The following is a 17188-nucleotide window of genomic DNA, read 5'->3' as shown; positions in this document are numbered from 1 at the left end:
TCCGCCTATGTCGCGCCGGGCGCCGACGCCATCGGCCAGCGGCTGGCGCGATTGTCGAAACGCGTCCAGGTGCTGTCGGTCACGCATGCGCCGCAGGTAGCGGCACGTGCGGCGACGCATTTCCTGATCTCCAAGTCGGGCAGCACCGACCGAGTCGCGACCGGCATTGCCGAGATGGACCGGCCGGCGCGGCAGGAAGAGATCGCGCGCATGCTGGCCGGCGCCACCATCACCGACGAGGCGCGCGCCGCCGCCGAGCGGCTGCTGCGCGAGAACACCGCCGCGTCCTGACGATGCACGGTTCGCCAGGCTGGCAAAAATCCCGGCTTCGCAACAGAGTCAGCTTGTGGCGCCATCCCGCTGTTTCGGCGCGGTTTTATCAGAATTTTGCTCCCTTGGATCCGAAAGCTGATCTATGGTCGCGGACCACCAAAGCGCGTCGCGCCGAATCGGATTTGCGCGACGCGCTCTGGGTCTTTGTTGCTATGCGTGTCGTTGTCCCAAAACCGCTGCGCACTTTTGGGCGGCATACATCTATGAGCCGGGTCTGAAACCATGTCCGAAAAACCAGTCGATGCCCTGACAGACAGCGAAGCCAAAGCCGAGCTGAAGCGCTTGGCGGAAGAGATCGCCGAGCATGACCGGCGCTACCATACCGAGGATGCGCCGATAATCTCCGATGCGGAATATGATGCGTTGACGCGCCGCAACCTTGCCATTGAGCAGCGCTTTCCGGCGCTGGTGCGCGAGGATTCGCCGTCGCGCAGGGTCGGTGCGGCGCCGGCGGAAGGCTTCGCCAAGGTGCGCCATGCGGTGCCCATGCTCAGCCTCGCCAAGGCCTATACCGACGAGGATGTCGCCGACTTCATCGAACGCGGCCGGCGGTTCTTCGATCGCGACAAGGATCTCGACATCGCCTTCACGGCCGAGCCGAAGATCGACGGTTTGTCGGCATCGCTGCGCTATGAAAGCGGTGTGTTCGTGCAGGGCGCAACGCGTGGCGACGGTGCCGTCGGCGAGGACATCACCGCCAATCTCAGGACGATCGCCGACATCCCCGCGAAGCTGAAAGGCTCGGGCTGGCCAGAAATCATCGAGATACGCGGCGAGGTCTATATGACCTACGCGGAATTCGAGGCGCTGAAGCAACGCTCGGCGGCGGTTGGCGGCCAGGACTACGTCAATCCGCGCAACACGGCGGCCGGTTCCCTGCGCCAGAAGGATCCATCCGTCACCGCCAGCCGCAACCTCAAATTCTTCGCCTATGCCTGGGGCTATACGTCTGAGGATCCCGCTCCGACCCAGTACGGCGCCGTGCAGAAGTTCAAGGATTGGGGGTTCGCGATCAGCCCGCTGATGGTGCGGGCGAAGTCGGCCGAGGAGTTGATCGCGCATTATCATCGGATCGAGGAGCAGCGCTCCTCGTTGGGCTACGACATTGATGGCGTCGTCTACAAGGTCGACCAGCTGGAGCTGCAGCGCAGATGGGGTTTCGTCACCGGCGAGCCGCGCTGGGCGGTTGCGCATAAATTCCCCGCCGAACAGGCGATGACGACCGTGCAGAAGATCGACATCCAGGTCGGCCGCACCGGCACGCTGGCGCCGGTTGCGCGGCTGGCGCCGGTCACGGTCGGCGGCGTCGTGGTCGAAAACGTCACGCTGCACAATGAGGACTACATCAAGGGCCTGGACAGCACGGGACAGCCGATAAGGGACGGCATCGACGTGCGCATCGGCGATACGGTGGTGATCCAGCGGGCAGGGGATGTCATTCCACAGATCGTCAGCGTCGTCATCGACAAGCGTCCGCCCGACGCCGTGCCATACGAATTCCCGCACACCTGTCCGATCTGCGGCTCGCCCGCGACGCGTGAAATCAACGAGAAGACAGGCAAGGAAGATTCCCGCCGCCGTTGCACCGGCGAACTGATCTGCCCCGCGCAGGCCGTGGAAGGATTGCGGCACTTCGTGTCACGCGGTGCCCTGGACATCGAAGGCCTGGGCGCCGAGAACATAGACACTTTCTTCAATGCGGGATTGATCAAGACAGCCGCCGATATCTTCACGCTCAGGGATCGCCGTCCGGCCGTCACCAAGGCGTTGGCCGAGCGGCGCGAGGAGCAGGCTAGGCAGCGCGAGGCGGCATCGGGCAAGACGCGCAAGAATGTGCGCAGCGTCGAGGATCGCAATTACGAAGGCCTCGACAAACTGTTTGCTGCCATCGACTCGCGCCGCGAACCGGAACTGGACCGCTTCATCTTCGCGCTCGGCATCCGCCATATCGGCGAAACCACGGCCGCAGTGCTTGCCAAAACCTTCTCGACCATCGAGGAACTGATCCGCGTCGGCAAGGAGACAGCGGCGGCCGACGATCCGCACAGCGTTTTCCCATCGGTCAACGGCATCGGCGACACGGTCATCGATGCGCTACGCGACTTCTTCGGCAACGAACGCAACGACGACGTGCTGGACGCGCTGCTCAAACAGGTCAAGCCGAAGCCGTATATCGTGACCATCTCGGCCGACAGCGCGGTGGCTGGCAAGACGATTGTGTTCACAGGCACGCTGGAAAAGATGACCCGCCCCGAAGCCAAGGCAATGGCCGAACGCCTCGGCGCGAAGGTCGCGGGCTCGGTTTCGGCGAAGACGGATCTGGTGGTCGCCGGGCCGGGCGCCGGCTCCAAGCTCAAGCTCGCCAGCGAGCTCGGCGTCGAAGTGATCGACGAGGACGCCTGGCTTGTGCGGATCGGCAAGGCGTGATGGAAGGTGCATTCAAGGGTTTCGGGCAGAAGGCCATTCCGTTCCTGAAGGCGCTGGATTTCCATCAGAGCCGGGAGTGGTTCCTGGAAAACCGCGACCTGTTCGAAAAGGAGTTGCGCGATCCCTTCGGCGATCTGGTCGAAACGCTCACGGAGCGTTTCACGCAAGCTGGGCTCGGCCTGCGCGGCGATCGCAAGAAGTCGCTGTTCCGTATCAACCGCGACGTGCGCTTCGCCAAGGACAAGCGGCCTTACAACCGGCATCTGTCGGCGATCCTGTCGCCCGACGGCACCAAGATGGCGCACGGCGTGTTCTACGTTCATGTCGGGCTCGAGGGTTGCTTTGCCGACGTTGCCTGGTGGCAGCCGGAGCCGGCACTGCTGCTGGCTATGCGCAAAGCCATCGCGACGCAGCCTGACAAGTTCCGCGCCATGGTAAAGGCGCTGAAGAAGAACGGCCTTGAGCTTGAGACGGAAGGCCGCATGAAGCGCACGCCGCGCGGTTTCGAACATGTCATCGACCCAAACCTGATCGCGACCATCCGCAGCCGGCATTTTGTCGTCCAGCACGATATCGATCCGGCCGGAATCCATACGGCTGAGCTGGTCGACGAACTCGTCGATTTCACCTTGCGCGCCAAACCGCTGCTCGACTGGGGCAGGGCGATCGAGGGCGGTGYTGCCCCTGCCTAGATCGGATAATGGGGTAGCCGAGGGACAACGAAATGTCGGATTGCAAGATCGAATTTCGCAAAAATCCGTTGCCCGACGGAACGCCTCAGCGCGAGTTTCTGACTGATGCCGAATTCTACCAGGTCGCCGAGATCGTAAAGACAGATTCGGTTATGGCCGCGATCCACCGGCAGGCGGAAAAAATAAATCGAAATCGTGGGTTAGACGAACCAGACGACGACGAGATACCAGTCGCAGGCTGTTTACCGAAGATTGCCGCTGTCATTCACGATGTGACGTCACGAGACAGTTCGGCAGTTTTGGCGTTTAGGTTTGTCGTTGAGTTCTTGAAGGAAGAAAACCTCATATAGAGAAGATCGGCGATGTAGCGGTAGGGCAGCGCTTGAATCCGTTCCAACGCGACCGCTTTGACCGGGCTACGAAAAAGCGGCCCTGGATCATTTCCGCTGATCATTTGGCTCAAGCGAATTCGTGTGACAAGGCAGGCCACGCCACCTACATCCGCCGTTATCTAAAGCGCGTCGCGCGCTTTAGGTCTTTGTTTTATGCATGTCGCTGTCCCAAAACCGGGGCCACTTTTGGGCGACATGCAGTAGGAGCAGTCGATGGCGACGGACGTAATTTCCGAAAGCAGCGTGAAAAGCGATTTCTGGCAAGGCGTACGGCTCTCGATGCCTGTCGTGGTGGCGTCGGCGCCATTCGCGGTGCTGTTCGGGGCGCTTGCGGTCGACAATGGCTTCTCGGTCCTCGAGGCCTTTCTGATGAGCGCGCTGGTCTATGGCGGCGCCAGCCAGATGGTCGGTATCCAACTGTTCGGCCAGCATGTCGCGCCGTGGCTGATCGTGCTGTCGATCTTTGCCGTCAACTTCCGCCATGTGCTCTATTCCGCCGGCATCGGCCGGCGCATCGCGCACTGGCCCATCATCGAGCAGGCGCTCGGCTATTTCATCCTCACCGATCCGCAGTTCGCCGTAGCCGAGGCGAGGGCGCAGTCTGGCCAGACGGTCGGCTTCGCCTGGTATCTTGGACTTGGCCTGCCGGTCTATGTGTTCTGGGTGATCGAAAGCGCGCTTGGCGCGGTGTTCGGCAAGCTGATCCCCGACACGCATGCGCTGGGTATCGATTTCCTGCTGCCGATCTATTTTCTCGGTCTTGTCCTGGGCTTTCGCAAGCGGCCACTGTGGCTGCCGGTGGTCATTGCCAGCGCTGCCGCCTCGATCATTGCCTATAAGACCGTCGGCTCGCCCTGGCACGTCTCGATCGGCGCGGTTGCCGGCGTGCTGCTTGCCGTCATCCTGCCACCTCACCACAGCGGCGTGAAGGCACGGCCATGAGCACGACATTCTGGATCATCGTCGCTGGTGCGATCGCGACCTACCTGACGCGCATCGGCGGGCATCTGGTCATCTCCCGTTTCGAGAACATCCATCCGCGCGTCGAAGCCGGCCTCAATGCCGTGCCGGCGGCGGTGCTGACGACTCTGGTCGCGCCGGAGCTGTTGAACGCCGGACCGGCGGAATGGGCAGCACTGGTTGTCACCGCCGTGGTTTCGCTGCGCGGCGGGCTGATGTCGATGTTTCTCGCCGGCGCGGCGGTGCTGATACTGGCGCGGCAGTTCGTCGGGTAGGAATTCTGCCGCGCGATCGTCTCGAACGGTTGGCGCCGCCCCTCATTGCCCTGCCGGGCATTTCTCCCCGTAGAACGGGGAGAAAGACGCTGTCATCGATGGTTTCGCCAACCGTCAACGTTGCAGAAAAAGCGCCAAAGTTGCGACTGCTCCCCTTCACAATACGGAGAGTAGATGCCGGCAGGCATATGAGGGGGCAGCGCCAGCTTTCCAAGGCCGGCGCTAAATCTTGGCATCATGCGGTAGCGGCGCGGTCGCCTTTTCCAGCCAGGCCAGCGTTTCGCCGTCGAGCATCGGTCCGATCTCGGCCAGCACGCGGGCATGGTAGGCGTCGAGCCAGTGCAATTCGTCGCGCGTCAGCAGATCGGTGCGCACCAGGCGGATGTCGATCGGCGCCAGCGTCAGCGTCTCGAAGCCGTGCATGGCGATGTCGCCGCCCTCGACCTGTTCCGCCGGCGTCACCAGGATCAGGTTCTCGATGCGGATGCCGTAGCAGCCTTCCTTGTAGTAGCCGGGCTCGTTGGACAGCATCATGCCTTCGAGCAGCTTTTCGGTGCCGGTGCGGGCAATGCGCTGCGGGCCTTCATGCACGGCCAGATAGGAGCCGACGCCATGGCCGGTGCCGTGGGCAAAGTCGCAGCCGTGCTTCCACAGCGCCATGCGGGCGACGGCGTCGATCTCCGAGCCGCGTGTGCCGGCGGGGAAGCGCAGCGTCGAAATACCGATCATGCCTTTCAGCACCAGCGTGAAGCGTTCGCGCATTTCCTCGGTCGGCTGGCCGAYCGGCACYGTGCGGGTGAYGTCGGTGGTGCCRTCCTGATACTGGCCGCCGGAATCGAGCAGGAACAATTCGCCGGCCTGCAGTTTGCGGCTGGTGGCACGCGATACGCGGTAGTGCATGATGGCACCATTCGGCCCAGCACCGGAAATGGTGTCGAAGGAGATGTCGCGCAGCGGCATCTGGGTTTCCTCGCCGGTCTGCCGGCGCGTCTCTTCCAGCCTGGTCACCACGGTGATCTCGTCGAGCGAGCCGGGTTTCTGGCGCTCCAGCCAGCACAAAAGCTTCGCTACTGCAGCGCCATCGCGCCGATGCGCGGCGCGGGAACCGTTTATCTCGGCCTGGTTCTTGGTGGCGCGTGGAATGCGGGCAGGGTCGGCTGCGGCAACCACGGTGCCGCTATTGTCCTCGACCAGCATGCGCAGCCTGTCGGCCGCCAGCACCGGGTCGAGCGCGATCTTCGCGCCACCCTTGGCAAKGGCCTCGATCGCCGCCTCGAATTCGCCGGGCTCATGTGGCTCGGCGAGCTGCGTGAGATAGGCCTCGATCTGGCGCGAGAATTTGCGCCCGTCCATGAACAGCTGATGCGATCCGTCGGCTGCGAGGATGGCGAAGCCGAGCGCCAGCGGTGTATGCGGCACGTCACCGCCACGGATGTTGAAGGCCCAGGCGATGGAAGAGGGGTCGGTCAGCACCGCATGGGTGGCGCCGTCCTTGGCGATCGCCGTTGYCAACCGCGCCAGCTTGTCCTTGGCGAGTTCGCCGGCAAAGCCGATCGGGTGGAGCTCGACCGGCGCTACCGGCGCCTCGGGCTGGTCCTTCCAGATGATGTCGATCGGGTTCTTGTCGAGCGGCACCAGCACAGCGCCGGTCTTGTCGGCCGAGGCCTGCAGTGCCTTGACCTCACTGATGGTGTGCAGCCACGGGTCAAATCCGAGCCGTGCGCCCTTGCCCAGATTGTCCCTGAGCCAGGCGGCTGGCGGGTTGTCGACCAGGCTTTCGATCGAAAAAATGTCGAGATCGACCTCGTGGCGCACCTGCAGCGTGTAGCGCCCGTCGACAAAGACGAAGGCGCGGTCGCGCAGCGCGATGGCGACACCGGCCGAGCCGCTGAAACCGGTCAGCCATTTCAGCCGCGCCGAGCGATCGGCGACATACTCGCCCTGATGTTCGTCGGCGCGCGGCACGATGAAGCCGTCCAGCCCGTTGGCGGCCAGCCACTGGCGCAGCAGCGCGACGCGCGGCTTGCCGACAGCCGGATCGCCCGCGGAATCGAAGGTCTGGAACATCGTGGCCTCCCTGAATTGCGCGCGACCGTAGCGCACGGGCTTGAAAATCGGAATCGATTTCCGGCTGGCGCAACCTGCTACAGCATCGCTTGACTGACAACCGGCCGGGCTTGGTCCAAGCTGGGTCGTTGCCGGCGTGTCGGCCTCAATGCTTGAGGTGGATCGTCACCCAGCCCTCGCGGTGCAAGGTGCGCACGTGGCGGAAGTTCTGGCCGACATAGGCCGAGACGACGGCGTCGCGCTGGCGCTCGAGGATGCCTGACAGCACGATCGAGCCACCAAGTGCGATGTGATCGGCCATTTGCGGTGCAAGCCGCATCAGCGGCCGCGCCAATATGTTGGCGACGATGAGATCGAAGGGCGCGCGCTTGCCAAAGATCGGGTGGTGAAAGCCCGGCGCGGTCACCGTCTCCACCAGCGCCTTGACGTGGTTGAGCCGCGCATTGGCGGCAGCCACCCTGACCGCCACCGGGTCGATGTCAGTGGCCAGCACCGGGATGTGCGCCAGCTTGGCGACGGCGATGGCCAACACCGCGCTGCCGGTGCCGAGGTCGAGCGCATTGCGCGGGTGCTCGCGGCGCATGACCTTTTCCAGCATTTCGAGGCAGCCGGCGGTGGTGCCGTGGTGGCCGGTGCCGAAGGCAAGACCCGCCTCGATCTCGATGGCGAGTTCGCCGCTGTGGCGCTTCCGGCGGTCATGCGCGCCGTGGACGAAGAAACGGCCGGCGCGCACCGGCTTCAAGCCTTCCAGCGAGCGTGCCACCCAGTCGATGTCGGGCAGGGCCTCGCGGCCGATCGGCTTCGCGATGGAAAGGCCGGCAAGGATGTCCTTGGCCCGCGCCTCGACGGCATCGACGTCGCCATCGGCATAGAGCGACACTTCGTAAATGTCGCGATCTTCATCGACCTCCAGCACGGCGATCGGCAGGCCTTCATCCTCGAAGGCCGCCTCGAACGCCGCGAAAATGCTGACAGATTCGAGCTTTCCGGTGATGAAATGAAGCCGCGTCTGGGTCATGGATTAAGTGTCTTGCTCGAGCATGATCTTGTCCGAAAACCGGTTCCACTTTTCGCTGACGCGGTCCTTCGGTTCGGGATCATGCGCCCTCGGCCAGTCGCTTCAACTTGGCGACGGCCGTGTCGGCGCTTTCGCCATAGGCGATGGTGCCGGCAAAGTCGCCCTTGGCGTTGAGCAGCAGCACCGAGGCGGTATGGTCCATCGTGTAGTCGCCGTCGCCGGTGTCGACTTTCTTCCAGTAGATGCCGAACGACTTGGCCATGGCATGGACCTTGTCCGGATCGCCGGTGATGCCGACGATGCGGTCGGAGAAATTGCTGACATAGGCGTTCATCACATCGGGCGTGTCGCGCTCCGGATCGACCGAGACGAAATAGGCATGCAGGTTTTTGCCGTCGTTGCCGAGGGTCTTCAGCCAGCCCGCCAGTTCGAACAGCGTGGTCGGGCAGACTTCGGGGCAATGGGTGAAGCCGAAGAAGACGACGCTGGGCTGGCCCCTGAACGCGGCCTCGGTGATCGGCGCGCCTTTCTGGTCGACCAGGGTGAAGGCAGCGCCGAAGGGCTCGCCGCCATAGTGGCCGCGGTACCAGTCGAAGGTCAGCCAGCCGATGCCGGCCGCCATCAGGACGAGAATGCCGACCAGAATAGAACGCATCATCAGTAAGGTCCGTCCACAGAATCATCGGGGCGCCGGCCCAAGGCCGCGCCAGCACGACAGTCTTAACGGTTCGACCCCGTCCAGGCAAAGTGCCGCGTTGCCGCAACCGCAGTGGTGTCGATGTATATGCTTGCAAAGCGGGGTTGGTCGCCCCACCTGTGACCGGCAACTCGAAGCAGGAGGCTCCCTTGCAGGCACTGATTGGGCGGAAACTGATCGGCGGCGCGTTGGCCGCGTGCGTTGTCCTTGGCGCTGGCACGGCGGTGGCCGATGAAGTCGGCAAGGTCGGTGTCGACTGGCTGGGCAACGACATCATCGTCGAGGCGATCAAGGATCCGAAGGTGGAGGGCGTCACCTGTCACGTCGCCTATTTCGATCGTGGCATCATCGACCGCCTGCATAAGGGCAACTGGTTCGAGGATCCGTCCGACTCCTCGATCTCCTGCCGCCAGACCGGCCCAATCACCATCGGCGACATCGATATGAGCGAAGGCGGCGAGGAAGTGTTCAAGCAAGGCATCAGCCTGATCTGGAAGAAGCAGGTGGTGAACCGCATCTACGACAAGGCCAACGAGACGCTGATCTACCTGTCGCATTCACGCCAGGTGCAGAACGGCTCGGCCAAGATGTCGGTCACCACCGTGCCGCTCTACGGCCAGAACGTTGTGTGGACCAGCGGCAAGCCGAAATAGGTGGGTCGGCTGGAACCGAGCTTACGGACGATTGGTCCAGCTTGCGGGACCAATCGCCTAGGGGTAAAGCCGCCTGCATGGACCGTTCCGAAAATCTCGTCCCGAAGGATTCCGAGCCGCGCATCCATCCGACCGCGGAACTAAAGGCCTGCAAGCTCGGCCGCTATGCCTCGATCGGCGAGCGGGTGGTGCTGCGCGAGGTGACAGTCGGCGACTTCTCCTATTTCGAGCGCCACGCCGAAGCGATCTACACGACGATCGGCAAATTCTGTTCGATCGCTTCAAACAGCCGCATCAACGCCCTGGAGCACCCCATCGAGCGGCTCACCCAGCACAAGGTCAGTTACCGGCCGAACGAGTATTTTCGCTGGCTGGGCGTTGACGCCGCATTCCGCGAGCGGCGGCAGGCGAAAGCAGTGACCATCGGCCATGATGTCTGGATCGGCCATGGCGCGGTGATCATGCCCGGGGTCACCATCGGCAATGGCTCCGTCATCGGCGCCAATGCGGTGGTGACGCATGACGTACCGTCCTACGCCATCGTCGCCGGGGTGCCGGCCAGACCGCTCAGATCACGCTTCCCGGCCACTGTCGCGGCTCGGATCGAAGCGCTCGCCTGGTGGGACTGGCCGGTCGAAAAGCTCGCCAGGGCGGTTCCCGACATGCAGGCATTGCCGATAGAGGCTTTCCTCGACCGCTGGGAAAACGACGCCATCTGACCGGACTGAAACCCCTTCCGCCATGCGGGGGTGGCGCGGCGGAAGGGGCTGGAGATAACCCGCTGGGTAGCGGAAGGAACAGGCACTCTTGCCTGTGCCGCTATTGTGGCATTGAAGCCATAAGGCGTGTTTTCCGCCTTGTTCCCTTTATGCGTGTAGCCAATTGCGCCTGACGTATTTGTTTGCGCCGGGAACCTGAAGCGGTCGCCGGTTGTTTCTCATCGTGCCGCTGCGTTGAGGGATTTCGACACATGGAAAAGCTTTTCACCAAGATCGCCAACTGGGTCGCCCATGTCACCGGCCTGCCGCTGACGTTTGCCGCCTGCTGCCTGATCGTCGTCGTCTGGGCGGTGACCGGGCCGTTCTTCGGCTTTTCGGACACCTGGCAGCTCGTCATCAACACCGGCACGACCATCATCACCTTCCTGATGGTCTTTCTCATCCAGAACACCCAGAACCGCGACGGCGCGGCGATCCAGGCCAAGCTCGACGAGCTGATCCGCGTCAGCGAGGGCCACAACAACTTCATCGGCATCGAACATCTGACCGAATCGGAGGTCGAGGAGATCCGTGACAAATGCGAGCGTGCGGCCAGGCGGCATGACGAGAAGATCGCTGCCATGGCGGCAAAGAAGGCCGTGGCGCAGAAGCGCGGACCGAAGAAGCACGCGGCTTGAAAGGCTGGAATTCAGGATCAGTCTCTGAGAACGCTCATTGCTTCATGTAGGCCGCGAAAGGCTCCTTGTAGTCCGGATGCCAGCGCGACAGGGCCGGGCGGTTCTCGATGATGTCGCCGATCGCCCAGGCCATGCGCTTTTCATCCAGCGGCCGCGCCGCCTCATTGTCCGGGCACAGGATGTAGAAATCGCCCCTGGTCAGGGATTCCAGCATGAAATCAATGACCTGTTCGCCGCTCCAGGCGCCGGCCGGTTTTTCGGTCGCGCCCTCGGTGAGGCCAGTAAAGGTGAAGCCGGGGATCAGCAGATGGGCGGCGAGATGGGCGCCGGGTTCGTTGCGCAGCGCGTGTGCCAAGCCTTCCGTGTAGGTCTTCACGCCAGCCTTGGAGACATTGTAGGCGAGGTTGCCGGGCGGCGTGGTGATGCCTTGCTTGGAGCCGGTGTTGACGATCAGGCCGGGCTTGGCCGAGGCCAGCATGCGCGGCGCGAAGGCCTCGACGCCATGCACGACGCCCCAGAAATTGATGTCCAGAAGCCGCCTCCAGGCATCGCGGTTTTCCCAGGGCTTTCCGGGGTTGTTGCCAACGCCGGCATTATTCATCAGCACCGACACGTCGCCGAAGGCGCCGAACGCTCTTTCGGCGAGACGGTCCACTTCATCCGCGTTCGAAACGTCGGCGGCAACGGCAAGCACAGCATCGTCGCCCGCAATCGCGGAAACGGCGCGGGAGGCGTCGTCAAGGCGTGCGCTGCCGATGTCTGCCAGCACGATCTTCATGCCCATCAATGCAAGCCGCTTGGCGGCCGCAAGACCAATACCGCTGGCGGCGCCGGTGATGACGGCGGTGTTGCCCGGGCCAAGCGCGGGCAGGGCGGTCTGGATTTCGGCGTCGGTGATCATGGGCTATGGGGTCCTTCTTTCGATGGCGCAGAACTTAGCGCTGGAACGGGCCAGCGCAAGCCTCACTGCGCGTAAAGCGCATTGGGTTTGAAGCGATTTATGCGGCGCGCTTCAGGCCTTGTTTTCATGCATGTCGTTGTCCCAAAGCCGCTGCGCCCATTCGGGCGGCATGCACTGGCCCGGGTTGACCAGCCCGGCCGAGGCTGCGCATGTTGCCGCGGCAAAAGGAGACTTTTGCCGTGAGAGATGGAGATTTCCTGATTGACGGACTGGGTCGCAATTCTGAAGGAACAGACCGCCACGGGCGATCAGATGAGCCGCGAGGTGCCGCAGATGCTGGCCAACCCCAACATCAGCGAAGCGCAGGTGAAAACGCTCTTTTCCGCGCTGGAGAAACAAGCCGAGTTCGTCGAGAAGCTGCGCATGGCACTGGAGAAATTCGGCCATGATTTCTCGATCATCAAGGCGGCGGAACGGCTGGAGGAGCGCTATGCCGACCTTGCCGCCTCGGTGGCGGAAAAGCTGAAGGCGATGCGAAAGTGAAGCAATTCCAGGAAAAGTGTGAAACGGTTTTCCGTCCGGAATTGCGTAAGACATAGGTAGAGAAATTCCGTGAAAAGTGTGAAGCGGTTTTCGCGGGAAAAGCGCGTAGCGCTTTCCCTGGGAATCGCGTCAGACAAAAAGCGCTATTTTTCGATCACCCGGGCGAAGCGCCTATCCGGCACAAACCAGATCATCGCAACCAGCACATAAAGCGCGACGCCGATCCACTGACTGACGAAGGTCAGCAGGACGCCTGCGATGTAGAGGCTCAGCGAGATCTTGCCCTTGCGGTCATTGCCCAGCGCCTTGGCAAAGGCGGTCTCGTTGCCATGCAGGCGATGCAGTGCTGCGGCCAGTATCGTATAGGCGACGGCGCATAGCACGAGATCGATGCCATAGACGGCGACCGGCACCGGTGCGAAGTGGTTCTCGCCCATGAAGGCCGTCGTCACCGGCATCAGCGACAGCCAGAACAAAAGATTGAGGTTCGCCCACAGCACGCGGCCGTCGACGCGCTGCACGGTGTGGAACATGTTGTGCAGATTGTTCCAGTAGATGCCCACGTTGATGAAGGACAGCACATAGCTGAAGAAGATCGGCCACAACGGCAACAGGGCGGAAACATCCTCGCCATGCGGCACTTTCAGCTCGAGCACCATGATGGTGATGATGATGGCCACGACGCCATCGGTGAATGCCTCGACCCTGCCTTTGCCCATAAGTCCTCCCCCACTGTCGGCGAAATCTACGCGATGGCGGGACAGGCGGCTACCCGCCATGTGGCTGGGCGACCACCTCTGAGGACGGAACGGATCGGGGCGGTTCGGGTGGAAGAAGAACAATACGCCGCCGTTGCCGGCGAAGTGCGGAGGCATTGCTTGTCTTTCAGCCGTTGGGCATCTCGGGCGCCATATTCGCGCGCTGGCGCGGCACACCAAGGCCGGTATCCGGAGGCTCGCCGGCAGCCGGCCTGTCCTCGATCATGTGCAGRGTGCGCCAGCGGCCGAAGCGGTAGTAGGCCGCGGCCAGCACCAGCGAGGTGATCGAGCCGGCCGGGAAACTCCACCACAGCGCTTCCTCGCCGATCACGCCGCGCATGAAATAGGCGAAGCCGGTGCGCACAACCAGCACCGAAATCACCAGGATGACGAGCGGCGGCATCACAGCGCCGGTGGCGCGCACGGTGGCGAACAGCACGATGGTGATGCCGAACAGGATGAACGACCAGGACGCAACATTGTTGATGTGGGCGGCGATGTCGATCGCAGCGCTGTCGTTGCTCAGGAACAGGCTCAGCACCGAACGGTCGAAAAGCCAAAGCACGGCAACCAATGCGCCGGTCAGCACCAGGTTGAAGCCGACACCGGAGGCGGCGATGCGGCCGATCCGGTCCCAGCGGCCGGCGCCGACATTCTGCGCCGCCATCGAGGAGACCGCCGCACCGATGGCGAGCGCCGGCATCTGGATGTAGGTCCAAAGCTGCGCGGCGATGCCGTAGGCGGCGGCGACCTGCGAACCGTAGGAGTTGACGATGCCCATCACCGTCAGCGCCGCCACCGAGATGACGATCATCTGCAGGCCCATCGGCACGCCCTTGAACACGATGATGCGCAGCAAGGCAGGGTCGGGCCGCAGCAGAGCGAGGTTGGCGCCGGCCAGCCGCAGCGGGTGCTTGCGCACATAGAGCACGATCAGAATGGCGATTGCGCTGACCGTCTGGCCGATCAGCGTCGCGGTGGCGGAGCCAGCGATGCCGAGTTCCGGGAATGGCCCGATGCCACGGATGAGCAACGGGTTGAGCACAATGTCGAGGACGACGGCGAGCGCCATGAACGAAAAGGGCGTGCGTGAATCGCCGGCGCCGCGCAGCACGGTCATGACGAAGGACAGAAGGTTCATCATCGGCACGGCGACAAAGATGATGCGCAGATAGGAGCGCGCCAGCGGCAAGGCATCGGCCGGAGTGCCGAGCGTGTTGAGGATGGCGTCGACCCATATCCAGCCGCAGACCGCGAAGATGACCGAGATGAGGAAGAAGAAGGTCGCGCTGGTGCCGACGATGCGGCGCGCCTCGGGCAGGTCGCGGGCGCCGACCGACTGTGCCACCAGGATGGTGGCGGCCATGCCGACGCCGAACACCGTGCCGAGGATGAGGAACAGGACGAGGTTGGCGTTGGAGGTAGCCGTCAGCGCCGATTCGCCTAGAAAACGGCCAACCCAGACGGCGTTGATCGAGCCGTTGAGCGACTGCAGCACGTTGGAGCCGAGCACCGGCAAGGCGAACAGCAGCAGCGTGCGCGGGATCGGGCCACTGGTCAGGTCGCCGGTGCGCCGGCGCGTGGGCATCTTGTCGTCCATGGCAAGGCAACTCGGCGAAGGCTTATGTCAGGTCCGGTCCGTGCCTTGATCTAATCATGTTCTCAAAGCTTCCGTAATCGGATAGTGGTTCTGGGCGCGTGGGGCGCGTTCCTTACTTGATCAAACTCGTAAGCCGGGGGTTCATGTCCGATATTCCGCTGTTTTTTAAGCGCCTGAACAGGCGCTCGTTTCTCGGTGCCTCCGCTTTGGGCGCGGCCTCCGTGGCTCTTTCGGCGTGCACCACGACGGAGGTGGTGACGCCGCCAGTGGCAGCGCCGCCAAGCGATCCGGCCTTCGGCGATGTCGCAACCATGTATGAGGCGCGCGTCGACGAGGGCTATCAGCTGCCGGCGATCCCGGTGGCCAAGATGGATCCGAAGTTCGTGCGTCAGATCGTGTCCGACCCGACCGGAGAAAAACCTGGCACGATCGTCGTCGATGTCTCCGAGCACTTCCTCTACCTGGTGCGCGACGGCGGCAAGGCTATCCGCTATGGCGTCAGCCTGGGCAAGGCCGGTTTCGGATGGACCGGCAGCGCCGTGGTCCAGGCGAGGAAGAAGTGGCCGGTCTGGACGCCGCCGCCGGAAATGATCCAGCGCCGGCCGGAACTGGCGAAATACAAGGACGGCATGCCGCCCGGCCCGCAGAGCCCGCTAGGCGCCCGCGCGCTGTATCTCTTCCGCGACGGCAAGGACACGATGTATCGGCTGCACGGAACACCGGAGTGGGATTCGATCGGGAAGAACGCTTCGTCCGGCTGTGWGCGCTTCATGAACCAGGACATCATCGACCTCTACGGCCGCGTCAACGGACCCGCGCCGGTCTTCGTACGCGCAAATCTGTCGGCCGCCGCGAAGATCACCGCCGTGTCGAACAGGACGGCCGAGCCGATCGACGCGGGCGTACCGAAGGACGCGGAGATGTTGCAGTAAGTGTGCCTTCACGATCTGTAGGCGGACGCGCTTGGCGTCCGCCTGGGTCGTGTCGTTACTTCTTGGCGAGGCCGGGAAGCGTGACCTGATAGACCGTGAACATGGTGTCGACATCGGCGCCGTCCTCGGCCTTGTAGGGTGCGCCGACCTGGAACCCGTCCTGGGTGAGGAAGTCGTTGTCGTTGGCCACGAACAGGAAATAGTCGTCCGGCAGCTTGGGATCGAGCACGCTGACCACCGACATCGCCTCCCACTTTTCCGAAAGGTTGTTCTTGTCGTTCGGCGCGCCATTGTGCAGGCCGAAGCGGCCGAGTTCGCCCTTGTCGTTGAGGTCGATGAACGGCGTCAGCTTGGCCGGCGTCACCGATGGGTCGAGCACGCCCTTGGGTGCCACCGGCTTGTCGGCGGCGTCGAAGGCGCCACCGGCGATGTCGGTCGCAGCGGAGAGATCGACGATGTTGATCTGGCGAAGCAGCGAGGTGTCGCCCTTCAACCCCTGGCCGTTGCCGCTGTCGCGGGTCAGCATCAGGAAGGTCTGGTCGGACAGGGCGACGATCTCGCTCTGCGCCGCCACCTTGGTCTTGCCCTTGGCATCCTTGAACACCGGCAGCGGCACGACATATTCGTGCGCCAGCTTGAGATGGGCGAGGTCGGAAGCGTCATAGACCAGCGCGCGCGTGTTCTGGCGCGTCGCGCCGGAATCGCCGCCATCCTGCCGGGGCGCCGACTGCAGCACGGCGATCAGGAACTTGCCGTCCGGCGTCATCGCCATGCCTTCGAGGCCCTGGTTGTTCTGTCGGCCGGTATCGGGATCCTTCGGATCGGGCTCGGCAGCACCTGGACCTGGATTGTCCGAGGCGAAGTTCGGCGCGCCATGGCGCATCGGCACGAGGGCAGCCGGCGGCTGGGTCGCCGACAGCAGGCGGCCTTCAGCGGAAAACCGATAGATGTTCGGGCCGTATTCGTCGGAGATGAACATCGAGCCGTCGGCTAGCCGCACGATCGCCTCGTTGTCGAGCGCCAGCTTGCCGTTGGCCTCGGGCAGGATCGGCATGTCGCCGCTTGCTGCGCGCACGCCGTTGAGCGGGTCGAGGCCCGTGGCATCAGCGCCCTTGTCGTCGGTCAGGAGCATGGTGTCGGCGAGTGTCGCCTTGACGCCGGACTGCTCCTGGCCGGCAGCGGGTGCCGCACCAGGCGCGGTTGGCGCGAACTCGATGCCGATCGTGTTGAGGCGCGGCCGGTAGTCGGTGGTGCCGACGACATTGTAGCCGCGGTCCGGCAGCAGCCAGAGCGAACCCTTGTAGCCGTCGGCACCATGCGTCCAGCCGGCGGTGTCGATCGCCATGCCGGAACCTGAGCCGAACGTTTCGCCGAACTTGTCCTTCTGGCTGGCCGGGATGCGGCCGACGCCGACCAGTCCCTTGTTGACGAAGCTGATGCCGCCGACGGTCGCGGTGCTGTCGGCCAGCGCCGGCGTCAAGGCGGTGAACAATGCCAGCGCGACGCCGAGCGACGCGGTTCGGTGCAGGTGTTTCATGGATGAT

General features: G+C 63.5%; 17 protein-coding genes and 1 pseudogene. 11 read left to right on the top strand and 7 right to left on the bottom strand.

Going from position 1 to position 17188, the window contains the following annotated elements; translation table 11 throughout:
* From AC1D0I_RS13930 to AC1D0I_RS13905, 6 genes and pseudogenes are all read left to right on the top strand, one after another.
* A pseudogene (locus tag AC1D0I_RS13930) lies at positions 1-291 on the top strand (DNA repair protein RecN); the annotation flags it as partial.
* Positions 292-555: 264 nt separating this feature from the next.
* The gene (gene ligA, locus AC1D0I_RS13925; protein ID WP_477226996.1) at positions 556-2760 is read left to right on the top strand and encodes an NAD-dependent DNA ligase LigA; all 2205 of its coding nucleotides are present in this window, start codon (positions 556-558) and stop codon (positions 2758-2760) included.
* Positions 2760-3452, top strand: coding sequence for a DUF2461 domain-containing protein (locus AC1D0I_RS13920; protein ID WP_477395722.1), 693 nt, complete (start codon positions 2760-2762; stop codon positions 3450-3452). The genes ligA and AC1D0I_RS13920 overlap by 1 nt, the downstream gene beginning before the upstream one ends.
* A 32-nt stretch (positions 3453-3484) precedes the next feature.
* Positions 3485-3802, top strand: a complete 318-nt coding sequence (locus AC1D0I_RS13915) for a hypothetical protein (protein ID WP_477395718.1) — start codon at positions 3485-3487, stop codon at positions 3800-3802.
* A 255-nt stretch (positions 3803-4057) separates the two neighbouring features.
* Positions 4058-4786: an AzlC family ABC transporter permease gene (locus AC1D0I_RS13910; protein WP_477395716.1), complete on the top strand. Its 729-nt coding sequence runs from the start codon at positions 4058-4060 to the stop codon at positions 4784-4786.
* Positions 4783-5079, top strand: coding sequence for an AzlD family protein (locus tag AC1D0I_RS13905; RefSeq protein ID WP_477395714.1), 297 nt, complete (start codon positions 4783-4785; stop codon positions 5077-5079). Before AC1D0I_RS13910 ends, AC1D0I_RS13905 begins: the two co-directional genes overlap by 4 nt.
* Before the next feature lie 222 nt (positions 5080-5301).
* On the opposite strand, the gene AC1D0I_RS13900 is transcribed toward AC1D0I_RS13905, so the two are convergent.
* The 3 genes from AC1D0I_RS13900 to AC1D0I_RS13890 all read right to left on the bottom strand — a co-directional run bounded on the left by AC1D0I_RS13900 (position 5302) and on the right by AC1D0I_RS13890 (position 8822).
* On the bottom strand, positions 5302-7146 hold the full coding sequence (locus tag AC1D0I_RS13900) for an aminopeptidase P family protein (protein ID WP_477395713.1): 1845 nt from the start codon (positions 7144-7146) through the stop codon (positions 5302-5304).
* A gap of 145 nt (positions 7147-7291) precedes the next feature.
* Positions 7292-8164: a 50S ribosomal protein L11 methyltransferase gene (locus AC1D0I_RS13895; RefSeq protein WP_477395711.1), complete on the bottom strand. Its 873-nt coding sequence runs from the start codon at positions 8162-8164 to the stop codon at positions 7292-7294.
* A gap of 79 nt (positions 8165-8243) precedes the next feature.
* Positions 8244-8822 carry an SCO family protein gene (locus tag AC1D0I_RS13890; protein WP_477227001.1) on the bottom strand — a complete coding sequence of 193 codons (579 nt, stop codon included), beginning with the start codon at positions 8820-8822 and terminating at the stop codon, positions 8244-8246.
* 188 nt (positions 8823-9010) lie between these two features.
* On the opposite strand from AC1D0I_RS13890, the gene AC1D0I_RS13885 reads away from it, so the two are divergent.
* The 3 genes from AC1D0I_RS13885 to AC1D0I_RS13875 all read left to right on the top strand — a co-directional run bounded on the left by AC1D0I_RS13885 (position 9011) and on the right by AC1D0I_RS13875 (position 10910).
* A complete protein-coding gene (locus AC1D0I_RS13885) occupies positions 9011-9514 on the top strand; it encodes a CreA family protein (RefSeq protein ID WP_457151471.1) in 504 nt (167 codons plus the stop codon).
* A 77-nt stretch (positions 9515-9591) separates the two neighbouring features.
* The gene (locus AC1D0I_RS13880) at positions 9592-10233 is read left to right on the top strand and encodes a DapH/DapD/GlmU-related protein (RefSeq protein WP_477227002.1); all 642 of its coding nucleotides are present in this window, start codon (positions 9592-9594) and stop codon (positions 10231-10233) included.
* 251 nt (positions 10234-10484) lie between these two features.
* Entirely contained in the window at positions 10485-10910 is a 426-nt protein-coding gene (locus AC1D0I_RS13875; RefSeq protein ID WP_457151469.1) for a low affinity iron permease family protein, read from the top strand.
* A 34-nt stretch (positions 10911-10944) separates the two neighbouring features.
* Here the strand turns inward: AC1D0I_RS13875 and AC1D0I_RS13870 are convergent, their stop codons facing one another.
* Positions 10945-11811 carry an SDR family NAD(P)-dependent oxidoreductase gene (locus AC1D0I_RS13870; protein WP_477395709.1) on the bottom strand — a complete coding sequence of 289 codons (867 nt, stop codon included), beginning with the start codon at positions 11809-11811 and terminating at the stop codon, positions 10945-10947.
* A gap of 261 nt (positions 11812-12072) precedes the next feature.
* On the opposite strand from AC1D0I_RS13870, the gene AC1D0I_RS13865 reads away from it, so the two are divergent.
* The gene (locus AC1D0I_RS13865) at positions 12073-12354 is read left to right on the top strand and encodes a hypothetical protein (RefSeq protein WP_477395707.1); all 282 of its coding nucleotides are present in this window, start codon (positions 12073-12075) and stop codon (positions 12352-12354) included.
* Positions 12355-12497: 143 nt separating this feature from the next.
* On the opposite strand, the gene AC1D0I_RS13860 is transcribed toward AC1D0I_RS13865, so the two are convergent.
* Together AC1D0I_RS13860 and AC1D0I_RS13855 are read right to left on the bottom strand one after the other, a co-directional pair.
* Positions 12498-13073 (bottom strand): TMEM175 family protein, encoded by a 576-nt coding sequence (locus AC1D0I_RS13860; RefSeq protein ID WP_095086996.1) that lies wholly within the window; start codon positions 13071-13073, stop codon positions 12498-12500.
* Positions 13074-13239: 166 nt separating this feature from the next.
* Complete coding sequence (locus tag AC1D0I_RS13855) at positions 13240-14712, bottom strand: MATE family efflux transporter (protein ID WP_477227003.1); 1473 nt, start codon at positions 14710-14712, stop codon at positions 13240-13242.
* A 143-nt stretch (positions 14713-14855) separates the two neighbouring features.
* Here AC1D0I_RS13855 and AC1D0I_RS13850 point away from each other — a divergent pair, with 143 nt between their 5' ends.
* A complete protein-coding gene (locus tag AC1D0I_RS13850; RefSeq protein ID WP_477395705.1) occupies positions 14856-15644 on the top strand; it encodes a L,D-transpeptidase in 789 nt (262 codons plus the stop codon).
* Between the two features lie 55 nt (positions 15645-15699).
* Here AC1D0I_RS13850 and AC1D0I_RS13845 read toward each other — a convergent pair whose 3' ends face one another.
* A complete protein-coding gene (locus AC1D0I_RS13845) occupies positions 15700-17181 on the bottom strand; it encodes an esterase-like activity of phytase family protein (protein ID WP_457151464.1) in 1482 nt (493 codons plus the stop codon).
* Positions 17182-17188: the final 7 nt, after the last annotated feature.

The sequence above is a fragment of the Mesorhizobium sp. P2_D1 genome (genome assembly GCF_056404455.1).
Note: the sequence above shows the minus strand (reverse complement) of the source record. Positions and strands in the feature narration are given on the sequence as shown.

Excerpts from the sequence above, each read along its gene's own strand:
- ligA (WP_477226996.1), top strand. The coding sequence starts at position 556 with ATGTCCGAAAAACCAGTCGATGCCCTGACAGACAGCGAAGCCAAAGCC.
- AC1D0I_RS13915 (WP_477395718.1), top strand. The coding sequence starts at position 3,485 with ATGTCGGATTGCAAGATCGAATTTCGCAAAAATCCGTTGCCCGACGGA.
- AC1D0I_RS13910 (WP_477395716.1), top strand. The coding sequence starts at position 4,058 with ATGGCGACGGACGTAATTTCCGAAAGCAGCGTGAAAAGCGATTTCTGG.
- AC1D0I_RS13905 (WP_477395714.1), top strand. The coding sequence starts at position 4,783 with ATGAGCACGACATTCTGGATCATCGTCGCTGGTGCGATCGCGACCTAC.
- AC1D0I_RS13895 (WP_477395711.1), bottom strand. The coding sequence starts at position 8,164 with ATGACCCAGACGCGGCTTCATTTCATCACCGGAAAGCTCGAATCTGTC.
- AC1D0I_RS13890 (WP_477227001.1), bottom strand. The coding sequence starts at position 8,822 with ATGATGCGTTCTATTCTGGTCGGCATTCTCGTCCTGATGGCGGCCGGC.
- AC1D0I_RS13880 (WP_477227002.1), top strand. The coding sequence starts at position 9,592 with ATGGACCGTTCCGAAAATCTCGTCCCGAAGGATTCCGAGCCGCGCATC.
- AC1D0I_RS13875 (WP_457151469.1), top strand. The coding sequence starts at position 10,485 with ATGGAAAAGCTTTTCACCAAGATCGCCAACTGGGTCGCCCATGTCACC.
- AC1D0I_RS13870 (WP_477395709.1), bottom strand. The coding sequence starts at position 11,811 with ATGATCACCGACGCCGAAATCCAGACCGCCCTGCCCGCGCTTGGCCCG.
- AC1D0I_RS13860 (WP_095086996.1), bottom strand. The coding sequence starts at position 13,073 with ATGGGCAAAGGCAGGGTCGAGGCATTCACCGATGGCGTCGTGGCCATC.
- AC1D0I_RS13845 (WP_457151464.1), bottom strand. The coding sequence starts at position 17,181 with ATGAAACACCTGCACCGAACCGCGTCGCTCGGCGTCGCGCTGGCATTG.